Here is a 24,426-nt window from a genome sequence, read left to right as displayed (position 1 = left end):
ACGCGGCCATCCATGGCCGCGTACAGCCCCGCGCACAACAGTCACGGAAACACCAACGGACCGATTGTCGCGACTGGTGTTCAGGCCGTAACGTCTTCCCGTCACCCGTCACCCGTCACCCGTCACCCGTCACCCGTCACCCGTCACCCGTCACCCGTCACCCGTCACCCGTCACGCGGCGGTGGGGAGGTCGAAGCGGAAGGTGGTGCCGCGATCGACTTCGCTGGTGACGGTGATGCGGCTGTCGTGGAGGTCGAGGATCTTGTGGACGATGGCCAGGCCCAGGCCGGCGGAATCCGAGGCTTCGTCAGGCGATTTTCCGCGGTAGCAGCGGTCGAATACGTGTTCGAGTTCGTCGGCCGGAATGCCGCAGCCGGTGTCTGCGACCTCGACGGCCACGCGGTCGGGGCGTGGTTCAAGCGTCAGGGTGACTTCGCCGCCGGCGGGTGTGTGGCGTATGGCGTTTCTTACCAGGTTTTCCAGCACGCGTTGCACCAGGCCGATATCGGCAAAGACGCGACTGCCCGCCGGCTGGCCGGCGACTTTCATCGAAATGCCCCGGCGCTCCGCTTCCAGTTCGAATTCCTGGGTCACGTCCTGTAGCAGCTCGGCCAGCGAGAAGGCTTCGGGTGCAGGCTGGATGCTGGCGGACTCCAGTTTTGACAGTTCGAACAGGTCGCCGATCAGCCGCCGCAGCCGCAGGCTGTGCTTGCGGGTGATTTCAAGGTAACGACGGCGCTCATCGGCATCCATGCGGTCGTTGCGGATCAGCAGTGTTTCCACGTAGCCGTGCATCGAGGCCAGCGGCGTGCGCAGGTCGTGTGACACGTTGCTGATCAGTTCACGGCGCAGCCGGTCGGTTTCTTTCAGGTCGTCGAACTGCTCGATGAGCTTGTCGGCCATGCGCGCGAAGGCGGCGCGCAGCTCGCCGATTTCGTCACGCCCGGGGGTGCGGGCGGCGGGAATCCGTGGTGGCGGGGTGTCACCGGTCAACCCGGTGGCGGTAAAGGCGCGGACATCGGCCGTCAGCCGGGCCAGGCGCCGGGTCAGCAGGCCAAACACCAGCAGGCCGGCGGCGAAGGCGGCGCCGGTGATGGCCAGTGCGGCACCGATGCTGACGCGCTGAACATGGCTGCCTCGCACGCTGTCGGCGATGGCGTCGTACTTCTGCCCGCCCAGCACGGCGTACAGGTAGCCCTGCAGTTCATCGTCCTGCAGGACCGGGTGGGCGGAGAACACCTTCTCGCGTTCGCTGCGGGGGTCGGTGCCGCGCAGTGGCATGCTCGCCTCACCGCCGATCAGCGCCTGGACGGGGGCCAGGTCGACACGATCGGTCCGCAGGCTGTCCGGTGGCACCGCGTGATCGATGATGCGCCCGTCCAGGCCCAGCAGGTAGATCTCCACGGTCGGGTTGATCACCATGGCCTGCTGCGACAGCGTTTCCAGGGCCTGGCGGTTCACCTGGCCGTTCTCGATCAGCTGGCGTTCGCCGGTGACGTACATGGCGATCGCCGCGTTCAGTCGCTGGGTGATTTCCTCGTGGTAGTTACGCAGGCTGTACTGCTCGACAATAAAAAAGGCGCCGCCGGCCAGGGCGATGATGGCCAGCAGCGCCAGCGATAAGCGAAAGAACAGGGTGCGGAACGGGTTCATGGGCATCGACCGGTTAACGCGCGTGACCGTGCAGGCGCGTGACGTTACCGCTGGTCGCCGGTGCCGGGTTGGCGCGCGCGTCCAGTTTGTAGCCCACGCCCCAGACCGTCACGATCAGCTCCGGGCTGGACGGGTCGGGTTCGATCTTCGAGCGCAGACGGTTGATGTGCGAGTTGACGGTGTGCTCGTAACCCTCGTGGCCATAGCCCCAGACGCTGTCCAACAGCTGCGCCCTGGAAAATACCTGGCCGGGGTAGCGCGCGAAATGCGCCAGCAGGTCGAACTCGCGCGTGGTCAGCGCAACGGGCTCGCCGTCCAGCGTGACTTCGCGGCAGGGCATGTCGATCACCAGCGGCCCGGCGCTGACCAGCCCCCCGCCCGGCGCGCGCCGTTCCAGTGAGTCCACGCGGCGGAATATGGCCTTCACTCGCGCCATCAGTTCGGACACGCTGAAGGGCTTGGTGACGTAGTCGTCGGCCCCTAGCTCCAGGCCCAGTACACGGTCCAGCTCCGATGACTTGGAGGTGAGCATCAGGATGGGCACATAGCGCTCCTCGCGCCTCAACGCGCGACAGATGCTCAGGCCATCGGGCCCGGGCAGGCGCAGGTCAAGGATCACCAGGTCCCAGTCGCGGGCGAAGGCCTTGCTCAACCCTTCGTGGCCGTCGGCAGCCAGTTCGACGTCGCAGCCGGCATCGCGCAGGTGCAGTTCCAGCAGCCGGGCGATGTCGCCCTCGTCCTCCACCACCAGCACCCGGTGCTCCTTCAGGTCGTGCTCTCGCATATTCGCTCTCCGGCAGGTCTCCCGGAAAACTAGACCCGAAAAGTAACGAAAGTATCACGGCGATTCGGCCGGATATTTTAAAAGTTTCGTTATTTCAGTGTGTTGAGGAATCCCGCGCAGTGCAGATCCGGTTCTCCTGCCGTGACCGGCACGGGAAATCTGCTCACCACAATGGTCCTCGGTTCCGGCGCCTGATGTGCCGGCCGCAAGACACACCAAACTGGAGAACTCACGATGAAAACCCTTCTGAAGACCATGGCCGTGCTGGCCGCGTTCACCGCCGCCTCCGCGCATGCCGGGCCGTACGCGCATTACGAAGTGACGATCACCAACATCACCCCGGGGCAGTACTTCACGCCGGTGCTGGCGACCACGCACGAGGCCGGCCCGACCCTGTTCGAGCTGGGCTCGGCGCCGTCGCAGGCGCTGGCGGACATGGCCGAGGGCGGTGACACGTCCGGGATCGCCGCCGACCTGTACGACGCCGCGTTCGACATGGCGGCCACCGACAACGGGTTGATCGGCCCCGGCCAGTCACGCACGGTCTGGCTGGCGGCGCCGCGCCGCCCAGGCGCACGCCTGAGCCTGGCCGGCATGCTGTTGCCCACCAACGACAGCTTTGTTGCGCTCAACGCCGTCGAACTGCCGCGCACGCATGCCACGATGACCGCCGTCGCCTATGACGCCGGCAGCGAGGACAACGACGAGCTGTGCGCCAGCATTCCCGGCCCGATGTGCGGTGGCGAACCGTTTTCCGATGGCCTGGGCGAGGGTTTCGTGCATGTCAGCCGCGGCATCCAGGGCGCCGGGGACCTGGGCGCTGCCGACCACGACTGGCGCAACCCGGTCGCGCGCATCACCATCCGCAAGGTCGACTGACACCCGTTGAAAGGCGCCGCCCGGCAAGGGCTGGGCGGCGCACCCCGCTTGCGCTTATGATGGAGCCCGTTTCGGGGGAAGCGCCAAGGGTTAATGGAACCATCCAAGCTGGACCAGTTGAAGATTGAACGCGAGCCGGAGAAGCCGCCGGCCCGCGTTGGCTTATGGATCTTCGTGATATTACTGCTGCTGGTCCTGGCGGGCGGGGCGGCCTGGTATTTCCGCCCGCCGCCGCCGCCTGAAGTGCGTGTCGCCAACGTCCAGGCGGTGTCCCGTGCCGCCGCCGGCACAGTGCTGAACGCGTCCGGTTACGTTACCGCACGCCGCGCCGCCACCGTCTCATCCAAACTCACCGCCCAAGTGCTCGAGGTCAATATCGAGGAAGGCATGCGCGTCGAGCAGGGCCAGGTCCTGGCCCGGCTGGACGACGTCAATGTGCGCCGCAGTTTCGAGCTGGCGGAAGCGCAACTGGCCTCGGCCCAGACCCAGCGCGCGGAGACCCAGGCATTGCTCAGCGAAGCCAACGCCCGCTTCGAACGCACCCAAAGCCTGGTCGAGCGCCAGCTGGCCAGTGAGGCCGAGATGGACAGTGCCCGCGCTTCAGCCGAGTCACTGGCGGCAAGGCTCAAGCGTGTCGAAGCCGACATCAAGGTGGCCGAGCGGCAGCTCGATATCTACCGCCAACAACTCGACGACACCATCATCCGTGCGCCGTTCGACGGCGTGATCGTGGCCAAGAACGCGCAACCCGGCGAGATGATCTCGCCGGTCTCGGCCGGCGGCGGGTTCACCCGTACCGGCATCGGCACCCTGGTCGACATGTCCTCGCTGGAAATCGAGATCGACGTCAACGAGGCCTACATCAACCGTGTCCGGCCGGGGCAGGCGGTGGTCGCCACGCTGGATGCCTATCCGGACTGGTCGATTCCCTGCCACGTGATCGCCATCATCCCCACGGCCGACCGCCAGCGCGCGACCGTCGAGGTGCGGGTCGGCTTCGATGAGCTGGATCCGCGCATCCTGCCCGACATGGGCGTGAAGGTGGGCTTCAAGGATGACCAGGCCGGCGCGGCCGAAGATGCCGGCCCGGTGGCCGTGGCACGGGTGCCGGCCAATGCGCTGACCCGCGTGGGCGAACGTGACATTGCCTGGGTGGTGGGCGGTGACGGCGTGATCGAGCGTCGGGCCGTCGCGACTGGCGGGCGCCAGGACGACGAAATTCTAGTGGTATCAGGACTTTCGGGCGGCGAACGGGTTATCCTGAACGCGCCGGCCGGGCTCGAGGACGGTACACAAGTGAAGGTGAGAAACTGATGGCTGAGATGGAGAAAGTCGACGACCGACGGCTGGTCGATGTCCGTGGTGTCGACAAGGTCTTCAAGCGCGGCTCTGAAGAAGTCCACGTGCTGGGTGGCCTGGACCTGCAGATCCCGAAGGGCGAGTTCCTGGCGCTGATGGGGCCGTCCGGCTCCGGCAAATCGACACTGCTGAACCTGGTTGGCGGCCTGGACCGGCCCAGCCAGGGCTCGGTCACCGTGGCCGGGCAGCGCATCGACAACCTCTCCAACCGCCGCCTGGCCGGCTGGCGTGCCCGCCACATCGGCCTGGTGTTCCAGTTCTACAACCTGATGCCGGTGTTGAACGCACGCAAGAACGTCGAGTTGCCGTTGCTGTTGACCAAGCTGTCAGCCGCCGAGCGCAAGAAGCGCGCCCAGATTGCCCTGGAGGTCGTCGGGCTGGGCCACCGCATGGGCCATTTCCCGCGGCAGATGTCCGGTGGCGAACAGCAACGCACCGGCATCGCCCGCGCCATCGTCACCGACCCCACCGTGTTGCTCTGTGACGAACCCACCGGCGACCTGGACCGCAAGTCCGGCGACGAAATCCTGGACCTGCTGACGGCGCTGAACCAGCAGCAGGGCAAGACCATCATCATGGTGACCCATGACCCGCGCGCCGCCGAGCGCGCCAGCCGAACCCTGCACCTGGACAAGGGCCGGCTGGTCACGGACCCCGTGGACTGAGCCGGATATCCGCGCATGAAATTCCTCGGCCTCATCTTCGGCAACCTGAAGCGCAGCAAGACGCGAACGATCCTGACCGTCGGTTCGATTGCCGTGGCGTTCCTGCTGTTCGGTTACCTGGCTGCCATTCGCGTCGCCTTTACGGCGGGCATCGAGGTGGCCGGTGAAGATCGCCTGATCACCCGCGAGAAGGTGTCGTTGATCAACAGCCTGCCGAAGAGCTACGAAGCGGACATGGAGCGCCTCGACGGTGTCGATAACGCCGTGCACCAGTCCTGGTTTGGCGGCATTTACCAGGAACCGCGCAACTTTTTTCCCAGCGTCGCCATGGAGCCGGCGGAGCTCTTCGACATGTTCCCGGAGTTCGTGCTGGGCGACGCCGAAAAACAGGCGTTTATCAACACCCGTACGGGCGCCATCGTCGGCCGCAAGACGGCGGAGCGGTTTGGCTGGAACGTGGGTGACCGGGTGCCGCTGAATTCTCCCATCTGGCCCAACAAGAGTGGCGACAGCTGGGACTTCGAGATCGTCGGCATTTACGACGGCGCGGAAAAGGGCACGGATACCACGCAGCTGTTCTTTCAGTACGATTATCTCGACGAGGCCAGGCAGTACGGCCAGGGCCAGGTGGGCTGGTACACCGTGCGCGTGACCGACCCCGCACGCGCCGGCGAAATTGCCACCGCGGTGGACGCGCTGTTCGCCAACTCTTCTGCAGAGACAAAGACGGAGCCCGAGGGCGCATTTATCCAGGGCTTTGCCAACCAGATTGGCAATATCGGCTTCATCATCATGTGCATTGTCGCTGCGGTGTTCTTCACCATCCTGCTGGTGGCGGCCAACACCATGGCCTACACCGTGCGCGAGCGCACCAACGAACTGGCGGTGCTGAAAGCCATTGGTTTCACCGACGGCGCGGTGCTGGGGCTGGTGCTGGGCGAGGCGCTGGTGCTGACCGCCATCGGCGGCCTGCTGGGGCTGGGCCTGGCCGCGCTGCTGGTGGCTGGCGGTGACCCCACCGGCAATATGCTGCCGATGTTCTACCTGCCAGTGAAAGATGTGATTCTCGGCCTGGTACTGATTGTCGTGCTGGCCGTTGTGGCCGGCATCCTGCCGGCGCGTTCGGCACAGAAGCTGCGCGTCGCCGACGCCTTGAGACGATGAGCGGGGACGCCTGATGTTCAGCTGGTTCACACAGGTCTTCGCCGTCATCCGTTTCAGCCTGGCCTCGTTGCCGCAGCGCCTGGGCTCGTCACTGACGGCGCTGCTGGGCATTGCCGGCGTGGTCGCGGTGATGGTCGGCGTGTTGTCCATCGCCCAGGGCGTGTTGCAGACCATGCGCGCTTCGGCCGACGGGGCCAATGTCATCGTGTTGCGCGCCGGCGCCGACACCGAGATGACCAGCGGCCTGGGTGGCGACGAGGTCCGCGTCATCAAGGAAGGCCCCGGCCTGGCGCGCGACGCCGATGGCGTGGTGGCCTCGGCCGAACTGTTCGTCATCATCAACCTGCCGATGGCCTCCGCCGGCACCGACGCCAACGTGCCGTTGCGCGGCATCGAGATGGCGGCCACCAAGGTTCGCGACGGGTTTGAGATCGTCGACGGCCGCATGTACACGGAAGGCCTGAACGAAGTCGTGGTTGGCCTGGGTGCGGCCGAGGAATTCGCCGGCCTGGCCGTGGGTGACACGATCGAGGTTGGCCAGGAGGACTGGCCCGTGGTCGGCCACTTCAGCACCGGCGGCGGCATCGGCGAATCGGAAATCTGGGTTGACTCGCGGGTGCTGCAAAATGCCTACCGGCGCGGCAACTCCTACCAGGCGGTCTACGCCAGGCTGGCCTCGCCCGAGGCGTTCACGGAACTCAAGGACGAACTGACCACCGACGCGCGCCTGTCAGTACAGGTGCAGCGCGAGACCGAGTATTACGAGGCCCAGTCGACGGCGCTGTACAACATGATTACCGGCCTGGGCACCGTCATCGCCCTGATCATGGGCCTGGGCGCCATCTTCGGCGCGCTGAACACCATGTACACGGCGGTTTCCGCGCGCACACGCGAGATTGCCACGCTGCGCGCGCTGGGTTTTCGTTCCGGCCCGGTCGTGCTTTCGGTGCTTGCAGAATCGCTGCTGCTGGCCCTGGTCGGCGGGGCCATCGGCGGCAGCCTGGCCTGGCTGGCCTTTGACGGCTTCCGCGCAGCCACCCTGAACTGGGCCAGTTTCAGCGCGATTACTTTCTCCTTTGACGTGAACCTGCCACTACTGATCCAGGGCATCGTGTTCGCGGCGATCATCGGGCTCATTGGCGGGTTCTTCCCGGCGATCCGGGCGGCTCGCACGCCCGTGGCACTCGCGCTCCGGGAGCAGTAACGCTCACCAGCTACCGGGTGCGGCGGCGTGGTGGGCTTTGCTGCTAACGCCAGGGGCCGGTTGACGTGCCGGCTTCCCAGGGTGAATGGTTCAGCGGGTTGCACATGCGGCCTTCCCCTGCCCGGCATGGGCAGTGGGGGGCGCAGTCGCCTTTCAGGTCATGGGCCGGGTGTGCCTCGTCGTGGGCGTGGCATTGTTCCAGGCAGCGTTGCACCTGTGGGGCCGCTTTCCGGGTCACTGGCCTTTGGGTTGTCATGAATGTGAGCTCCTTTCTCCGTGTGTTCCAGGGAATACGACAGCTGCGGTAGTGAGAATCATTAACGATAATCATTCTGCGGGTTTCGTATTTGAGCCGACTTGACGAGGGTCAAGTCGAAGACGCCTGTTTTTGTCTACATTCCTCGCACAATCACTCACAAAACCGGACATTCAAGGAGAAAGCCATGTCGACGACCCGACGACTCTGGCTGGGGCTCAGCGCCCTTCTGATCGCATCTTTTGGCGTGTTGCTGTGGATGGGTGGTGAGATCCACCGCCAGGCGCCGCCAATTCCTGAGCGCGTGGTCACCCCGAGTGGCGAGACGGTACTGACCCGCGAGGACATCGAGTTCGGCCGCCGGGTCTGGCAGTCGATCGGCGGCATGCAGCTGGGAACAATCTGGGGACACGGCGCGCTGGTCGCGCCCGACTGGTCCGCGGACTGGTTGCACCGTGAGCTGGTCGAACGACTGCAGATCGAAGCCCGGTATGCGGGCCTGGGTGATTACGAGGATCTCGACGACGCGCAGAAAGCCGCGCTGCAACTGGAGATCCGGACTGATTACCGCGACAACACCTGGGACGCGGAAACGAAAACCATAACGGTCAGCGATAAGCGCGCGCACGCGATGGAGCGGGTCGCCGAACACTATGTCAGCCTGTTTGGCGATGACGCGGAAACGGCCGACCTGCGCGAATCCTACGCGATGCGGGAAGGCACCATCGAAGATCCGGAGCGGCGCAAGGCCGTCACGGCGTTCTTCTGGTGGACCGCCTGGGCCACGACGGCCGAGCGCCCGGAAAGCGATATCAGCTATACCCAAAACTGGCCGTATGAGCCCCTGGTCGGAAACGCACCGACTTCCGCCAGCTTCATGTGGACCATGTTCAGCATCGTGTTCATGCTCGGCGGTATCGGGCTGCTGGGCTGGCATTACGCGGTCTACCACGGCAAGGCGCCAAAGCTCGAGCCGCCGGCCACCGATCCGCTGGAGCAACTTGTCGTTACGCCGTCGATGAAGGCCACCGCCAAGTATTTCTGGGTAGTGGTGGCGCTGTTTTTGGTCCAGATCGTGCTCGGCGCCATCACTGCGCACTATCAGGTTGAAGGTCAGGAGGCGTACGGTTTTGCCCTGGCCGATATCCTGCCGTATTCGCTCACCCGAAGCTGGCATACGCAGCTCGCGGTGCTCTGGATCGCCACGGCGTGGCTCGGCACGGGCCTGTTCATCGCGCCGGCCGTGTCCGGGCATGAGCCCAGGTTCCAGCGCCTGGGTGTCAACATCCTTTTCGTCTGCCTGCTGATCATCGTCGTTGGCGCGTTCGCCGGACAATGGCTGGCTGTGATGAACAAGATGGGGCTTGAGTACAACTTCATGTTCGGTCACCAGGGCTGGGAATACACCGATATCGGACGTTTCTGGCAGGCCTTCCTGTTTATCGGGCTGATGCTCTGGCTGACGCTGGTGGGTCGCGGACTGTGGCCGGCGTTGAAACGTCGCGACGAGACCTCTTCCATCGTCGCCCTGCTGTTCCTGTCCACCATCGCGATTGGCCTGTTCTACGGCGCCGGTTTGCTGTGGCGCGAGAATTCGCATATCGCCATGGTCGAATACTGGCGCTGGTGGGTGGTCCACCTGTGGGTGGAAGGCTTCTTCGAGGTCTTCGCCACGGCGGTGATCAGCTTCCTGTTCGTCAAGCTGGGCCTGGTGCGGGCCAGGTTCGCCACCATCAACGTGCTGTTCGCCACGATGGTGTTCATGGCCGGAGGCGTACTGGGTGTATTCCACCACCTGTATTTCGCCGGTACGACGACGGCGGTGCTCGCCCTGGGCGCCAGCTTCTCGGCCCTGGAAGTGGTGCCGCTGGCACTGATCGGCCTGGAGGCCTATGACACCTGGAGCAAGCAGCGTGCGACCCCGTGGATGCCGCGCTACCGCTGGCCGATCATGTTTTTCGTGGCGGTCAGCTTCTGGAACCTGGTCGGTGCGGGCCTGTTCGGGTTCCTGATCAACACACCCATCGCGCTGTACTACATGCAAGGCCTGAACCTGACGCCGCTGCATGGCCACACGGCGCTGTTTGGCGTCTACGGCATGCTCGGCATCGGCCTGATGCTGTTCAGCCTGCGCGGACTGAGGCCCCAGGCGACGTGGAGCGAGAGCTGGCTGCGCGGTTCCTTCTGGAGCCTCAATGTCGGCCTCGCGCTGATGGCGCTCCTGACCCTGCTGCCGATGGGGGTGCTGCAGCTGCAGGCGGCTCTCGAGGAGGGCTACTGGTACGCGCGCTCCGCGGACTTCATGGGCCAGCCGCTGATCGAGTTGCTGGTGTGGATGCGGGTGCCGGGCGATACCATCTTCTCCGTCGGCGCACTGATGCTGTCGGTGTTCGTGGCCGGGTTGTGGTTCTCACGGCGACGTGAAGCCGGCGGTAGCCGGCGCCATGGGTAATTCGAAATCATGGCCGAGTTTTACCTCCAGATCCGCTGGGTTCACATCATCGCGGTGCTCGCCAGCGGATCACTTTTCTTCCTGCGCGGCATACTGGTGCTGGGTGGCAAGCCACGCCTGGCCATGACAGCGCCGGTACGCTACCTGAGTTACACCATTGATACGGCGCTGCTGACAGCGGCGCTGATGCTCATGACGATCCTCCGGCAATACCCTTTCGTGCAGGGCTGGCTGACGGTGAAGGTCCTGCTGCTGGTGGTCTACATCGTGCTGGGGAGCATCGCGTTGAAACGCGGCCAGAGCCGCAAGACCCGCGCCGTGGCGTTTGCCGTGGCGCTGGTTGTCTATGGTTTCATCATCAGCGTGGCCCGTGCCCACAACCCGGCGGGCTGGTTCATTTCATAACCGGCGAGATCAGAGTACGCGGCTGTACTTCGCGGGTTCGGTGGCCTGGATATGGGCGTCAAAGACCTGGACCAGCGCCCGGCTCACCAGTCGGCCCTGGTCCGTGATCTTCAGGCGTCGTCCTTCCCGATCGGCCAGGCCTTCCCGGTCGAAGTTGCGCCAGGCGGGCAGGGCATCGGCGAAATAGTCATCGAAATCCAGCTTCCACCGCGATTCGAAGGCACCGATATCCAGTTCCAGGTCGCACAGCAGGCGCATGATCAAATCGCGCCGGATCATGTCGTCGCGCTCCAGCCGGTAGCCCTTCCAGATGGGCAGCTGGTCATCGTGCAGGCGCGCTTTCCACTGGTCCAGGCCCTTTTCGTTCTGCAGGTAAAGGTCGCCGATGTCGCTGATTGCGCTGACGCCCAGGCCGACGAGGTCAGTGTCTCCGTGCAGGGTGTAGCCCTGGAAATTCCGGTGCAGTTTGCCGTCACGCTGGGCCCGCGCCATTTCATCATCCTCGAGGGCGAAATGGTCCATGCCGATAAAGCGATATCCATGGTCCTGTAGCAAGCTGCCGCCGCGCGAAACCATTCTTATTTTTTCCGCCGCGGGTGGCAGGGCCGATTCATCAATCTGCCGCTGCACCTTGAACCGCGCCGGCAGGTGCGCGTAGTTGTACATCGAAATACGGTCCGGCTTCAGAGGCAGCAAACGATCCAGGCTGTGCAGCAACGAGGTTTCGGTCTGCAGCGGCAAGCCGCAGATCAGGTCAACATTGATGGAATGAAAGCCGATTTCCCGGGCCCAGGCGATGGTGTCGCGAATCATTTCATAGGGCTGAACCCGGTTCACGGCTTTCTGCACCAGCGGATTGAGATCCTGGACGCCCAGGCTGATCCGGTTAAAGCCCAGCGACCTTAGTGTCACCAGCCGCTTGCGGTCGACCGTTCGCGGGTCAATTTCGATGGCGTAGTCCCCCCCGTCGTCATCGCGAAAACTGAAATGGCTGGACAGGGTGTCCATCAGCCTCGCGAGCTGCCCGTCATCAAGGAAAGTGGGGGTGCCCCCGCCAAAATGGATCTGGTTGACCGGCCGCTCGGCGTCGAATGCGCCGGAACGCATCTAGATTTCCCGTTCCAGGTCGTCCAGGTAGGCCGCGCCGCGCGCCTTGTTCGCGGTAATGATCCGGTTGCAGGCGCAGTAGTAGCACACGGTGTCGCAGAATGGCACATGCACATACAGCGACAGAGGACGACGCTCGGTGTTTCCGGCCTCGATTGACCTGGCGATTTCGTCTTCGCTGATCGCGTCGTGAAAGTTCGGCGCCGTGGGGTAGGAGGTGTACCGCGGGCCGGGGCCACCATATTGCTGGATGATCGCTTCGTTCCATTCAACCACGTTCAAGATCCTGTTGGTGGAGTGACGCACGCATTGTCCTATGCCAGCCACCCCGGCGAAATTGACATGGGTCAAGGCAGGTGCGAGTCAACGCGGGTTGAATCGTCGTCACCGATGGTCAACCAGGGCGTTTGCCGTGAACCCAACAGCCAGGCTACTGATTACGCTGTCAATCGCGTCGCTTCCGATGATCGGCGTACCCGGGGAAACTGGCGAGGATGTGCTGGAATTTGACCCGATTGTCGTCATCGGCCACCGCTATCCATTGCACCTGTCCGAGATCGCCGGGCAGATCAGCGTGATGGATCACGACGATATCGAAGAAGCCCTGGTGGAAAACCTGGCGCAGATGTTTCGCTACGAGCCCGGCGCGGGGACGGTTTCGGGCGACACCCGCTTTGGGACAGACAGCATCAACATCCGTGGCATAGGGGGCAACCGGATCGCCATCGAGCTGGACGGCGTACCGATACGCAACGGGTTTGCCATCGGCAGCTACTCAAGCGCGGGCCGGGCGCTCGTGGACACGGACCGGATAATGCGGGCCGAACTCCTGTACGGGCCGGCGTCGGTGCTGTACGGGTCCGACGCGCTTGGCGGCGTGCTTTCCATGACGACCTGGGATCCTCAGGACAGGGTGTCATCATCCGGAAAATCGTTCTGGGCCGGCGCCCGGGCGGGCTGGCAATCGGCCGACCGGGGCCGGGTGGGCAGTGGTTCGTTGGCCTGGGTGGATGGTGCGCATGGCGTGCTTGTCTCGGCCACGGCCAGACGGGGTCACGAAACGGAAAGCGCGGCGGTGAGCCGGGACTTGCTCGACCCGCAATCCTGGAGCGGCGAGGACTTCAGCGCTCGCTACACTTGGCATAGCTCAAACGGGAACCAGCTGCGCCTTGGTGTCGAGCAGTTCGAGCGCGACGTGGAGACCGAGGTGAAATCCCGGCTGGGATACGGGCGCCTGTCCCAGGTCACGCGGCTCACCGGCGACGACGAAGATCGAAGCACGCGTGCGCTGCTCGACTTCGACTTCAGCGGGGGCGGCTTCGATTCCGCCGTGGCCCGCGTTTTCATGGTCAGCGACCTGACCCGCCAGCACACGGACGAAGAGCGGGGAAACGCGGAACCGCCACTGCAACTGGAGCGCGATTTCGAGTTGCAGACGGACATGTGGGGCGCGGAGCTGACGGGTTTCAGGACGCTGCAGGTCGGCGCCAGCACGCACCGGTTCGGGCTGGGCGTGGAATTTCTGTCCACCCGGGTTGAAGAGCTTCGCGACGGGCTCCAGCAGGACCTGGAGACGGGCGCGATTTCGAAGACGATTCTGGGCGAATCACTGCCTGTCCGCGATTTTCCGAATTCGACGACCCGTGAGCTGGGCGTTTTCCTGGAGGACGTCATTACGCTGCCCGGTGGTCACTGGTCTCTGATGCCGGCACTCCGCCTGGAGCGCTACGACCTTGAGCCCCACCCCGACGAGCTGTACGAGCAGTCGTTCCCCGACCAGCAGCCCGTGGAACTGGACGAGACCGCCGTCACCCCCCGCCTGGGTATCCGCCGCGGGTTCGAGGGGGGATGGAGCCTCTACGGCCAGGTCTCGACCGGTTTTCGCGCGCCGCCCGTGGAAGACGCGAACATCGGCTTCGACCTGCCACTGTTTCGTTACCGGGCTATTCCAAACCCGGACCTGGTGTCCGAGACCTCGATCAGCTACGAGCTCGGCCTTCGGCAGCACGACGAAAACCGTCGTTTCGCCTTGACCCTGTTCGACAGCCATTTCGATGACCTGATCGAGTCGCGAGCCTTCAAGGGGTTTGACCCGGCGTCGGGTTACATCGAATTCCAGTCGCGGAACATCGGCAAGGCCCGCATTTATGGCGTCGACCTCCGCTGGGATCAGGGCCTGGGCGCATGGCATCCGTCGCTTGAAGACTGGACATGGCGGACCGCGGCATCGTGGACGCGGGGTGACAACAGGACGGACGCCCAGCCATTGAATGCCGTTTCGCCGCCACAGCTGGTTTCGGGGTTGAAATGGCAACCCGGTGGCGGCCGGGTCGACGCGGAGCTGATGGTCACCTGGACCGATACGGTGAGCCGCGTGGACGAGTCGGCCGGCCCCCGGTTCCTGCCACCTTCGGCCACGGTCATCGACCTGCTGGCCGGCTGGAGGGTGACACCGCTGGTGTCGTTGCGGCTCGGCCTGTTCAACCTGCTTGACGAAACCTGGTGGCGTTGGGGTGACGTCCAGAACCTGGAAGCGGGCGACCCGATGATTCCGTTACTGGCCCAGCCGGGCCGAAACGTGGGCCTGACCCTTCGCGTTGAAGGGTAACCGCGCGAACTTGACGCCCGTCAAGGCAGCGTGCCGGGAGTGTGGTTAGTTTTGGAAAGCGCATCCGGCGCGTGCCGGGTGTTCGGCATCAAAATGAACGAGGGACATCATGAACAGTCGTCGGTTTAAACTGAACACCCTGGCCATCCTGGGCGCCGGTATCCTTGGCGTCACTTTCGTCCAGGCCGACCAGGCCGCGGTCGCTACCCACCAGGCCGAAGTCGCCGGTGCGGCAAAGCTCAGCCAGGAGGAGCGCGTGGCCCGGGGCAAGACGCTCTACGAGACGCATTGCCTGGCCTGCCACCAGGCGGACGGCACGGGCCTGAAAGGCGCGTTCCCTCCACTGGCCGGATCTGACTATTTCGCCGAGGATCCCATGGCGATCGTGCACGCGGTAGTCAACGGGCTGTCCGGGCCGGTCACGGTCAACGGGGAGACATACAACGCGGTCATGCCGGCGCTGGGATACCTGGCGGACGAGGATGTCGCGGACATCGCGACTTTCATCCTCAATTCCTGGGATAACCAGGGCGGCGTGATTGAACCGGCCCAGGTGGCGGCGGCGCGCGGTGGTGAGGTCGTGAGCGAGGCCGCGACGCACCCGGGTGAAGGCGACAACCTGGTGGCTTACAAGGGCTCACCCAGCGCCATTAGTAGCGAAGAAGCCGTCGGTTACATCGATTCGGAAGGCCCGAAAATCACGCAGGAAGAGTTCGACCATTCCAAGAAGCTGTTTTTCGAGCGCTGTGCCGGCTGCCACGGCGTGCTCCGTAAAGGTGCCACGGGCAAGCCACTGACCACCGACATCACGCGCGAGAAAGGAACGCCATATCTGAAGGCCCTGATTACGTACGGATCACCCGCGGGCATGCCCAACTGGGGGACGTCCGGCGACTTCACCGAGGAAGAAATCGATGCCATGGCGCGGTTCCTGCAGCACGAGCCGCCGGCGCCGCCGGAATGGGGGCTGCAGGAGATGCAGTCGAGCTGGAAGGTGCTGGTGCCGCCGGAAGAGCGTCCCAGCGCGCCAGAGCATGACCGGAATATCGAAAACATCTTCTCGGTGACCCTGCGAGACGCCGGCGAAGTCGCCCTGATCGATGGCGACACCTACGAAGTCATCAACATCATCAAGACCGGTTATGCCGTGCATATTTCACGCATCTCCGCTTCCGGGCGCTATGTCTTTACCATCGGCCGTGACGCCAAGGTCGACATGATCGACCTGTGGATGAACCCGCCCGAGCGCGTCGCCGAGATCAAGGTGGGCCTGGAGGCGCGTTCGGTGGAAACGTCCAAGTACCACGGCTATGAAGACCGCCTGGCCATCGCCGGCGCTTACTGGCCACCGCAGTACGTGATCATGGATGGCGACACGCTGGAGCCGAAGAAGATCGTCTCCACGCGTGGCATGACGGTCGATACCCAGGAATACCACCCCGAGCCGCGCGTGGCGGCCATTGTGGCGTCCCACGAGCACCCGGAGTTCATCGTCAACGTCAAGGAGACGGGCAAGGTGCTGCTGGTCAACTACGAAGACATCGATAACCTCAGCGTGACGACCATTGGCACATCGCGCTACCTGCACGACGGTGGCTGGGACGCCAGCAAGCGCTATTTCCTGACCGCGGCCAACCAGTCCGACAAGATCGTGATTATCGATTCGAAAGAACGCAGGCTGGTGGGCATGCCGGACGTTCACAAGATCCCGCACCCCGGCCGTGGCGCCAACCTGGATGACCCGGAATTCGGCCCGGTATGGGTGACGAGCGCGCTCGGTGACGACAGCATTACTTTCCTTGGCACCGACCCGGAAGGTCACCCGGACAACGCCTGGAAAACGGTGCGCGTGCTCAAGGGCCAGGGCGGCGGATCGCTGTTCGTGAAGTCGCACCCGAACTCCACCAACCTGTGGGTGGATTCACCGCTGAACCCGGATGAAGGTATCTCCCAGTCGGTCGCGGTGTTCGATGTCGAAAACCTGGGCGCAGGCTACGAGGTGCTACCCATCGCCGAGTGGGCGGAGCTGGGAGAAGGGCCGAAACGCGTTGTTCAGCCGGAGTTCAACAGGGCGGGGACCGAGGTCTGGTTCTCGGTCTGGAGTGGGCAGGACCAGGAATCCGCGATCGTCGTGGTGGATGACAGGACGCGTACACTCAAGCACGTGATCAAGGGTGAGAACATCATCACGCCGACGGGCAAGTTCAACGTGTATAACACGGTCAACGACGTTTACTGAGCCATGATTACCGGGTTGCGAAGCACGTCAATCCTGCTGGCCGGCCTTTGGCTGGCCAGCATGGCCGGGCCTGCCCTGTCCTCTGATCGAATCGCCGAATTGACGGGCGTTGACGGTCTCTATGGTGAACTTCGCTGGCGTGCGGAGCACGTATCCCAGGACGGCTTCGATAACGACGCGTATGCCCTGCCATTGCGGCTTCGCGCCGGTTTCGCCAGCGGCGCTCTTCATGGCCTGTCTTTCAGGGTTGAATACGACTACGTGTTCGACCTTGGCGTCGAGGACTACAACGCCGGTGGTGGCAACACCCCCGACCGCGCAGGCTACCCCGTTATCGCCGACCCGCCGGGGGGCGACCTCAACCAGGCCTATGTCCAGTGGGTGTCGGCGCAGGGCAAAACGCTCCGCGCCGGCCGTCAGCGCATCATCTACGACAACGCGCGATTCATCGGCAACGTGGGCTGGCGCCAGAACGAGCAGACCTACGACGCGGCGACCCTGGCGTTCCCGGGCAATGGCAATTTCGGCGTTCGTGCCGGCTGGCTCGGCGCAGTGCATCGTATTTTCGGTGACGATGTTCCCGCCGGTGAAAATGACATGAACACCTGGATTGCCAACCTGGACTACACGTTCAAGGGCTTCGGCAAGCTGGTCGGGTATGTCTACGACATCGACAACGACGATGTCGCCGCGTTTTCGACCTCGACCTATGGCGCCAGTTGGCAGAGCGACAAGATCGCGTGGGCGAATGATGTCCATTTCGACTATCGCGTGGAATACGCCCACCAGGCCGATGCGGCGAACGCGCCGGTCGCGTTCAGCGCGGATTATTTCCGGGTCGACCTGGCACTGTCCCTGGCCGTGCCGACCATCAACGTCGGTTACGAATCACTGGGCGGTGACCAGGAACGTGCAGGCGCCGCGTTCCGTACGCCGCTCGCGACGTTGCACGCGTTCAATGGTTGGGCGGACATGTTCCTGACCACGCCCGATGCCGGGCTGACCGACCTGTATGGTGGTGTCAAATGGCCGGTCGGCCCGTGGACACTCAACGTGATCGGCCACGTATTCCAGGCCCAGTCGGGGGGTAAAGACCTGGGGCTCGAACTCGACACGTCCTTGTCCAGGTCGCTCGCGGATGATGTCGACCTGCTGATCAAGGCCGCGCGTTTTGACGGCGACCACCCGGCATACGCCGATACCACGAAGTGGTGGGTTCAGCTCCGCGCCGGTTTCTGACGCGACCGGTCAGCTGGTCCAGGTGAGCGCGCGAAGATCGTCCAGGCGAGGCAGGTAGAGCGTGTCGCCGTCCACGACCAGCAGGCCCTGCGACGTGAGCTTGGCGAAAACGCGGGACAGGGTTTCCGGCTGCAACGAAAGCCGGGCGGCAATCATTTTTTTGCTGAAAGGGAGCGCGATTTCACTGATATCCTGGCTGGCGGGCACCAGGCCCAGCAGAAAACCGACCACGCGCAGCGTCGCGTTCTGGAACGCCAGCGATTCGATATCGGCAATTCGCGCCCTCAATTTCATGCTCATGCCCGCCAAAAGCCGGATGGCGGTGTCCGGCGATTCCGAAAGGATGTCCATGAAGATCCCGGCATTGAGCGCCACAACCTGCGAATGCGTCAGCGCGGCGCAGTTGGCCGGGTACCTCGGGTTCTCCATGAACATGGCGGCTTCCGCGAACGTTCGTCCCGACTGCATCAGCTCGAGAACCTTCTCCTGGCCATTGGGCGACACGCGGAAAATCTTGACCTGCCCGGATTCGACCATGTAGAACCGGCTTGCCGTCTCACCCATGTTAAACAGGGTCTCGTTGGCGTCAATTTCGACACGCTCCGAACCCTTTAACAGGCGATCGAGCTGCTCGGCAGAGAGTGCCGATAACAGCGGATGGTCAGGCAGCTTATCGAGAGGTTGACGGCGCATCGGTGCCGAGCATAGCTGGCAACGTGTACGGCGGCAATCGCAAGAGGCCGGTGTGGTAGGGTTTTGGGATGGAGATGGGGTTTTCTGAGTATTTCGTGATCGCGCTGAATGTTTTCGGGGTGATTGCCCTGTTGCATGCGTGGCGCAAACCCGGTGGGGAGAATCGCTGGGTGGATCCCGTGCTGATGGAGGATCAGGTCGCCTCCCAAAGGCGGCAGCTAAAGCGCTTTCGATTGCTTCTGCTTTGCGGTGGTTTCTTCATGGCGGGGCTATTTGTCGGAGGTCAGGCGTTACCTGACCTGTTCATCATTGGCATGTGGGTCTTCCTCCTGGTTCAGTATGGGTATATGCGGATCACCCTGAACCGCCTGGAAGGCTTGCGGGTGAGGGCCACTACGAGGCCGCTGACATGATGGCCATGGGATACATCGAGTATTTCAGTATTGGCATCACCGTGCTGCTCCTGCTGTTGTTGGTGGGCCAGTGGCGTTCGCGGCCGCAGTTCCATCCGCACATGGAATTTGAGTATTACGAGCAGATCGCGCGGAGTCGGCGACGGGCGCTTTGGTTTTTCGTTCCCGCCTGCATATTCCTGGCCGGCTTCACAGCCGGCGGCATGGTGATCGGCGGTTTCACGCCGCCACTGGCCAACCTGGGTGGCTACGCAATGCCGTACTGCCTGACCGCCGGCTGGGCCATCGAACTGCACCGCATCAATCAACTCTTGGCCAACGAGCGCCAGAAGCTGGCCCAAAACCCGCCCCAACCACCCAAGGTGACCTACGCTACCCCCGGCCTTGCACCTTCACCCGGTTCCAAACCAACCTGACCCGTCACCCGTCACCCGTCACCCGTCACCCGTCACCCGTCACCCGTCACCCGTCACCCGTCACCCGTCACCCGTCACCAACGAAACCGTATTCATTGCCCAAAACCTTCCCAAGGAAAGGTTTTTCCTTAGTATGGNCCACCCAAGGTGACCTACGCTACCCCCGGCCTTGCACCTTCACCCGGTTCCAAACCAACCTGACCCGTCACCCGTCACCCGTCACCCGTCACCCGTCACCCGTCACCCGTCACCCGTCACCCGTCACCCGTCACCCGTCACCCGTCACCCGTCACCAACGAAACCGTATTCATTGCCCAAAACCTTCCCAAGGAAAGGTTTTTCCTTAGTATGGATCGTTCCCCCAGACCGAACGGGTACGGTGATACGCAATGCAATGGCCGGGTGAACACAAGGGCCTGTACCAGCCGCTGAATGCCAAGGACAGCTGTGGTTTTGGACTGATCGCGCATATTCATGGCGAGGCGAGTCATCGTCTGGTCGAAACGGCCTGCAAGGCGCTGGATCGCATGACCCATCGTGGTGCGGTGGCCGTTGACGGCAAGACCGGTGATGGTTGCGGCGTGCTGATGGCGCTGCCGCGGGCGTTTTTCCGCGAGGTCGCCAAAGAGGACGGTATCTGGCTGGGTGAGAATTTTGCCGTGGGCATGGTGTTCCTGGACCGAGATCCGGAGGTGGCGGCCCGTTCGCGCGCCATCGTCGAGAAACACATCACCGACGAGACCCTGGAAGTGGCCGGCTGGCGCGAAGTGCCGCTGGACACGTCCGTGCTGGGCCAGATGGCGGCGAACACGCTGCCGCGTATCGAGCAGGTTCTGGTCAACGCGCCGCCGGGCTGGGGGCCGCACGATATCGAGCGGCGGCTGTTTATCGCCCGCCGCCTGGCCTCGGCCGAAAATGCCGCTCTGGAGTCGCCGGACCCGCGTTTCCATGTCGCCACGCTGTCCAACCTGGTAACGGTGTACAAGGGCCTGGTCATGCCGGCCAACCTGCCGGAGTTTTTCCCGGACCTGAAAGATGAGCGGCTGAAGAGCAGCATCTGCGTCTTCCACCAGCGTTTTTCCACCAACACGTTGCCGAACTGGAAGTACGCGCAGCCGTTCCGCTTCCTGGCGCATAACGGCGAGATCAACACCATCGAGGGCAATCGCAGCTGGGCCGAGGCGCGCACGCCCAAGTTCCAGACGCCGCTGCTGCCGGACCTGCAGCGCATCCGCCCTCTGGTGAACCAGGAGGGTAGCGACAGTTCGTCGCTGGACAACATGCTGGAGCTGTTCCTGGCCGGCGGCATGGACGTGTTCCGTGCCATGCGTATCCTGGTGCCGCCCGCCTGGCAGGCCGAGCCGGACATGCCGGCGGACCTGAAGGCGTTTTACGAATTCAATTCCATGCACGTCGAGCCCTGGGACGGGCCGGCGGGCATCGTCATGACCAACGGCACCGTCGCGTCCTGCAACCTGGACCGTAACGGTTTGCGCCCGGCGCGCTACGTGATCACCCGCGACGACCTGGTCACGCTGGCCTCCGAGGTCGGTGTGTGGGATTACGCCGAGGCGGACGTGATCGAAAAGGGCCGCGTCGGCCCCGGCGAGATGTTCGCTATCGATACTTCGACCGGCAAGCTGTGGCGGTCGGACGAGATCGACAACCAGCTGAAGGCGCGGCGGCCGTATGCCGACTGGCTGGCCGAGAACATCATCCGCCTGGCCAACAACGACGACCAGGAAGCGGCCGCGGCCGAGCAGTTCATGGCCGATGGCCTGAAGCGCCTGCCGGTGTTCCAGAAGCTCTACGGCGTCAGCAACGAGGAACGCGAGCACGTCATTCGCGTGATGGCCGAGGACCAGGTGGAGGCCACCGGGTCCATGGGCGATGACACGCCGGTGGCGGTGATGTCGCGCCTGCCGCGCTCCATTTACGACTATTTCCGCCAGCAGTTCGCGCAGGTGACCAACCCGCCGATCGACCCGCTGCGGGAGAAGTCGGCGATGAGCCTGGAGACCATCTTTGGCCGCGAGCACAACATATTCCAGGAGACCAACACCCACGCGCACCGCGTGGTGATCCCCTGGCCGGTGCTGAACATCGTCAAGTTCCGCAAGCTGATGGAACTGGACCCGCGCTGGTACGCCAACGAGACCTTCAGCATCAATTACCCGGCCGACGAGGGCCTGGAAGCGGCCCTGCACCGGCTGTGTGACGAGGTCAGCGAGTCGGTTCGCGCCGGCACCGTCATCGTGGTGCTGACTGACCGCGACATCGACCCCGACACGCTGCCCATGCACGCGGCGCTGGCCACCGGGGCGGTGCACCAGCGGCTGATCCGTGATGGCCTGCGCTGTGACTGCAACATCATCGTCGAGACCGGCACGGCGCGCGATTCGCACCAGTTCGCGGTGCTGTTTGGCGTTGGTGCCACGGCCGTCTACCCGTACCTGGCGTTCCAGGTGATCAACGACCTGCACGCACAGGGCGCGATCAAAGGTGACCTGCTGCAGGCGCGCAAGTACTACCGGCGCGGCGTGCGCAAGGGCCTGCTGAAGGTGCTGTCCAAAATGGGCATTTCCTGCATTTCCAGCTACCGTGGCGCGCAGCTGTTCGAGACGGTGGGGCTTTCGAAGGACATCACCGACCTGTGCTTCCCGGGCGCGGCCGGCCAGGTGGGCGGCGTTGGTTTCGCCGAGCTGGAAGCGGAGGCGCGCCAGGTGGCCGCCGAGGCCTGGCAGGCGGGCAAGCCGCTGTCGCAGGGAGGCCTGCTGAAGTTCGCCTGGGGCGGCGAGTTCCACGCTTACAACCCGGATGTCGTCACCACGCTGCAGACGGCGGTGAAGTCGGGCGAGAAGGCCGATTACCAGGTCTACGCGGACCTGGTGAACCATCGCGCGCCGGCGGCGCTGCGCGACCTGCTGGGCCTGGACCCGGCGCGGCAGCCCATCGACATCGACCGTGTCGAAACCGCCCAGGACATCTTCCCGCGCTTCGATTCGGCCGGCATGTCCATCGGCGCGCTGTCGCCGGAAGCGCACGAGTCACTGGCGATTGCCATGAACACGCTGGGCGGCGCGTCCAACTCTGGTGAGGGCGGCGAGGACCCGGCGCGCTTCGGCACGCTGAAGAATTCCCGCATCAAGCAGGTGGCCTCGGGCCGCTTTGGCGTCACCGCGCATTACCTGGTCAACGCCGACGTGCTGCAAATCAAGATCGCCCAGGGCGCCAAGCCAGGCGAGGGCGGCCAGCTGCCGGGCCACAAGGTCTCGGTGGAGATTGCCGCGCTCCGCCATGCGGTGCCCGGCGTGACGCTGATTTCGCCGCCGCCGCATCATGATATCTACTCCATCGAGGACCTGGCGCAGCTAATCTTCGACCTGAAGCAGGTGAACCCGAAGGCGACCGTATCCGTAAAACTGGTGGCCGAGCGCGGTGTGGGCACCATCGCCGCGGGCGTGGCCAAGGCCTATGCCGACTTCATCACCATCGCCGGCCATGACGGCGGTACCGGCGCCAGCCCGCTGACCAGCGTCAAGTACGCCGGCTCGCCGTGGGAAACCGGCCTGCCCGAGGCGCACCAGGCACTGGTGGAGAACGGCCTGCGCGACCGCGTTCGCCTGCAGGTGGACGGCGGCTTCAAGACCGGGCTGGACGTCATCAAGGGCGCCATCCTGGGCGCGGACAGCTTCGGTTTCGGTACCGGGCCGATGGTGGCGCTGGGCTGCAAGTACCTGCGCATCTGTCACCTGAACAACTGCGCGACGGGTGTCGCCACGCAGGACAAAAAACTGCGTGACGAGCATTTCCTGGGCCTGCCGGAAATGGTCATGAACTACTTCCGTTTCGTGGCCGAAGAGGTACGCGAGCACCTGGCGAAGCTGGGCTTCGAGAAGCTCGAGGACATCATCGGCCGCAGCGACCTGCTGGTGAAACTGGAGCCGCAGACCGAGAAGCAACGCGCGCTGAACCTGGACCGGATCCTGGAAGCCGCGGCATCCGCCGGGCCGCAGGGCGCGGGTTACCAGGGCATCCGCAATGTGCCGCACGACAAGGGCCTGCTCAACGCGGCGATCCTGGACAGCCTGGCTGATGTCATTGAACAGGGTCTGCCGGCCCGGCGCAGCTTCGAGATCAAGAACTACGACCGTTCCGTCGGCGGCGCACTGGCCGGCGCGATCGCCATGAAACATGGCCGTGACGGCTACCCGGGCGATGGCATCAAGCTGACGTTCACCGGCACCGCGGGCCAGAGCTTCGGCGTGTGGAACACCCACGGGGTGCACCTGAAGTTGCATGGTGACGCCAATGATTACGTCGGCAAGGGCATGTCTGGCGGCAGCATTTCCATCGGCCCGCATTCCGATGCGGTGATCGTCGGCCAGCGCAGCGCCATTGTCGGCAACACCTGCCTGTACGGTGCCACCGGCGGCGCGCTGTTCGCGGCCGGCCAGGCGGGCGAGCGCTTCGCCGTGCGAAATTCGGGTGCGACCGCGGTGGTCGAGGGCGTGGGTCACCACGGCTGCGAGTACATGACCAGCGGTACGGTGCTCGTGCTCGGCCGCACCGGCTCCAACTTCGCTGCCGGCATGACCGGTGGGCGGGCCTATGTGCTGGATCTGCACGACCGCTTCCGTAAGCGCGTGAACCCGGAGTCCGTGAATGTCGAGGACCTGGACACGTCCGAGGGCAGCGCGGAGATGGAAGAGGTCCGCAACCTGCTGCAGTTGCACGTGGACATGACCGGCAGCCGCTGGGGTCGTCGCATCCTCGACGATTTCGAGCACTTCATATTCAATTTCCGCGTGGTTCGGCCCCGTGGTGACAAGGAAGCGCGCAAGCAGGGTGGAGAAACGCCGCGCGTGCCGCTGAAGGTGGTGGGCTGAC

18 protein-coding genes are annotated in these 24,426 nt (G+C 64.1%); 13 read left to right on the top strand and 5 right to left on the bottom strand.

Annotation, left to right across the window (positions count from 1 at the left end):
• Window positions 1–171: 171 nt before the first annotated feature.
• Together F3N42_RS08995 and F3N42_RS08990 are read right to left on the bottom strand one after the other, a co-directional pair.
• On the bottom strand, window positions 172–1,653 hold the full coding sequence (locus tag F3N42_RS08995; RefSeq protein WP_191621323.1) for a sensor histidine kinase: 1,482 nt from the start codon (window positions 1,651–1,653) through the stop codon (window positions 172–174).
• 13 nt (window positions 1,654–1,666) lie between these two features.
• Window positions 1,667–2,437, bottom strand: coding sequence for a response regulator transcription factor (locus F3N42_RS08990; protein WP_150864093.1), 771 nt, complete (start codon window positions 2,435–2,437; stop codon window positions 1,667–1,669).
• Window positions 2,438–2,671: 234 nt separating this feature from the next.
• On the opposite strand from F3N42_RS08990, the gene F3N42_RS08985 reads away from it, so the two are divergent.
• From F3N42_RS08985 to F3N42_RS08955, 7 genes are all read left to right on the top strand, one after another.
• Complete coding sequence (locus F3N42_RS08985; RefSeq protein ID WP_150864092.1) at window positions 2,672–3,316, top strand: spondin domain-containing protein; 645 nt, start codon at window positions 2,672–2,674, stop codon at window positions 3,314–3,316.
• 93 nt (window positions 3,317–3,409) lie between these two features.
• Window positions 3,410–4,630, top strand: a complete 1,221-nt coding sequence (locus F3N42_RS08980) for an efflux RND transporter periplasmic adaptor subunit (RefSeq protein ID WP_150864091.1) — start codon at window positions 3,410–3,412, stop codon at window positions 4,628–4,630.
• Window positions 4,630–5,340 (top strand): ABC transporter ATP-binding protein, encoded by a 711-nt coding sequence (locus tag F3N42_RS08975; protein ID WP_224784831.1) that lies wholly within the window; start codon window positions 4,630–4,632, stop codon window positions 5,338–5,340. The genes F3N42_RS08980 and F3N42_RS08975 overlap by 1 nt, the downstream gene beginning before the upstream one ends.
• Window positions 5,341–5,355: 15 nt before the next feature.
• Window positions 5,356–6,504, top strand: coding sequence for an ABC transporter permease (locus F3N42_RS08970; protein ID WP_150864090.1), 1,149 nt, complete (start codon window positions 5,356–5,358; stop codon window positions 6,502–6,504).
• A 13-nt stretch (window positions 6,505–6,517) separates the two neighbouring features.
• The gene (locus F3N42_RS08965) at window positions 6,518–7,708 is read left to right on the top strand and encodes an ABC transporter permease (RefSeq protein WP_150864089.1); all 1,191 of its coding nucleotides are present in this window, start codon (window positions 6,518–6,520) and stop codon (window positions 7,706–7,708) included.
• A gap of 443 nt (window positions 7,709–8,151) precedes the next feature.
• A complete protein-coding gene (locus F3N42_RS08960; RefSeq protein WP_150864088.1) occupies window positions 8,152–10,416 on the top strand; it encodes a nitric-oxide reductase large subunit in 2,265 nt (754 codons plus the stop codon).
• 9 nt (window positions 10,417–10,425) lie between these two features.
• Window positions 10,426–10,821: a SirB2 family protein gene (locus F3N42_RS08955; protein ID WP_150864087.1), complete on the top strand. Its 396-nt coding sequence runs from the start codon at window positions 10,426–10,428 to the stop codon at window positions 10,819–10,821.
• A 9-nt stretch (window positions 10,822–10,830) separates the two neighbouring features.
• On the opposite strand, the gene hemN is transcribed toward F3N42_RS08955, so the two are convergent.
• Window positions 10,831–11,928: an oxygen-independent coproporphyrinogen III oxidase gene (gene hemN / locus F3N42_RS08950; RefSeq protein ID WP_224784830.1), complete on the bottom strand. Its 1,098-nt coding sequence runs from the start codon at window positions 11,926–11,928 to the stop codon at window positions 10,831–10,833.
• Window positions 11,929–12,204 (bottom strand): hypothetical protein, encoded by a 276-nt coding sequence (locus tag F3N42_RS15755; RefSeq protein WP_224784829.1) that lies wholly within the window; start codon window positions 12,202–12,204, stop codon window positions 11,929–11,931.
• A 136-nt stretch (window positions 12,205–12,340) separates the two neighbouring features.
• Here F3N42_RS15755 and F3N42_RS08945 point away from each other — a divergent pair, with 136 nt between their 5' ends.
• The 3 genes from F3N42_RS08945 (at window position 12,341) to F3N42_RS08935 (ending at window position 18,014) form a co-directional block, all read left to right on the top strand.
• On the top strand, window positions 12,341–14,536 hold the full coding sequence (locus F3N42_RS08945; RefSeq protein ID WP_191621322.1) for a TonB-dependent receptor domain-containing protein: 2,196 nt from the start codon (window positions 12,341–12,343) through the stop codon (window positions 14,534–14,536).
• A 109-nt stretch (window positions 14,537–14,645) separates the two neighbouring features.
• On the top strand, window positions 14,646–16,775 hold the full coding sequence (locus F3N42_RS08940) for a cytochrome D1 domain-containing protein (RefSeq protein ID WP_150864085.1): 2,130 nt from the start codon (window positions 14,646–14,648) through the stop codon (window positions 16,773–16,775).
• Between the two features lie 15 nt (window positions 16,776–16,790).
• Window positions 16,791–18,014, top strand: a complete 1,224-nt coding sequence (locus F3N42_RS08935) for an alginate export family protein (RefSeq protein WP_191621321.1) — start codon at window positions 16,791–16,793, stop codon at window positions 18,012–18,014.
• A gap of 9 nt (window positions 18,015–18,023) precedes the next feature.
• On the opposite strand, the gene F3N42_RS08930 is transcribed toward F3N42_RS08935, so the two are convergent.
• On the bottom strand, window positions 18,024–18,707 hold the full coding sequence (locus F3N42_RS08930) for a Crp/Fnr family transcriptional regulator (protein ID WP_150864083.1): 684 nt from the start codon (window positions 18,705–18,707) through the stop codon (window positions 18,024–18,026).
• A gap of 68 nt (window positions 18,708–18,775) precedes the next feature.
• On the opposite strand from F3N42_RS08930, the gene F3N42_RS08925 reads away from it, so the two are divergent.
• The 3 genes from F3N42_RS08925 (at window position 18,776) to gltB (ending at window position 24,425) form a co-directional block, all read left to right on the top strand.
• Entirely contained in the window at window positions 18,776–19,120 is a 345-nt protein-coding gene (locus F3N42_RS08925) for a hypothetical protein (RefSeq protein WP_150864082.1), read from the top strand.
• Window positions 19,117–19,536: a hypothetical protein gene (locus F3N42_RS08920; protein WP_150864081.1), complete on the top strand. Its 420-nt coding sequence runs from the start codon at window positions 19,117–19,119 to the stop codon at window positions 19,534–19,536. Before F3N42_RS08925 ends, F3N42_RS08920 begins: the two co-directional genes overlap by 4 nt.
• A 389-nt stretch (window positions 19,537–19,925) precedes the next feature.
• Window positions 19,926–24,425: a glutamate synthase large subunit gene (gltB, locus tag F3N42_RS08915; protein ID WP_150864080.1), complete on the top strand. Its 4,500-nt coding sequence runs from the start codon at window positions 19,926–19,928 to the stop codon at window positions 24,423–24,425.
• Window position 24,426 lies beyond the last annotated feature (1 nt).

The sequence above is a fragment of the Marinihelvus fidelis genome (assembly GCF_008725655.1).
GTDB lineage: Bacteria > Pseudomonadota > Gammaproteobacteria > Xanthomonadales > SZUA-36 > Marinihelvus > Marinihelvus fidelis.
This window is presented reverse-complemented; position numbering and strand designations above follow the sequence as displayed.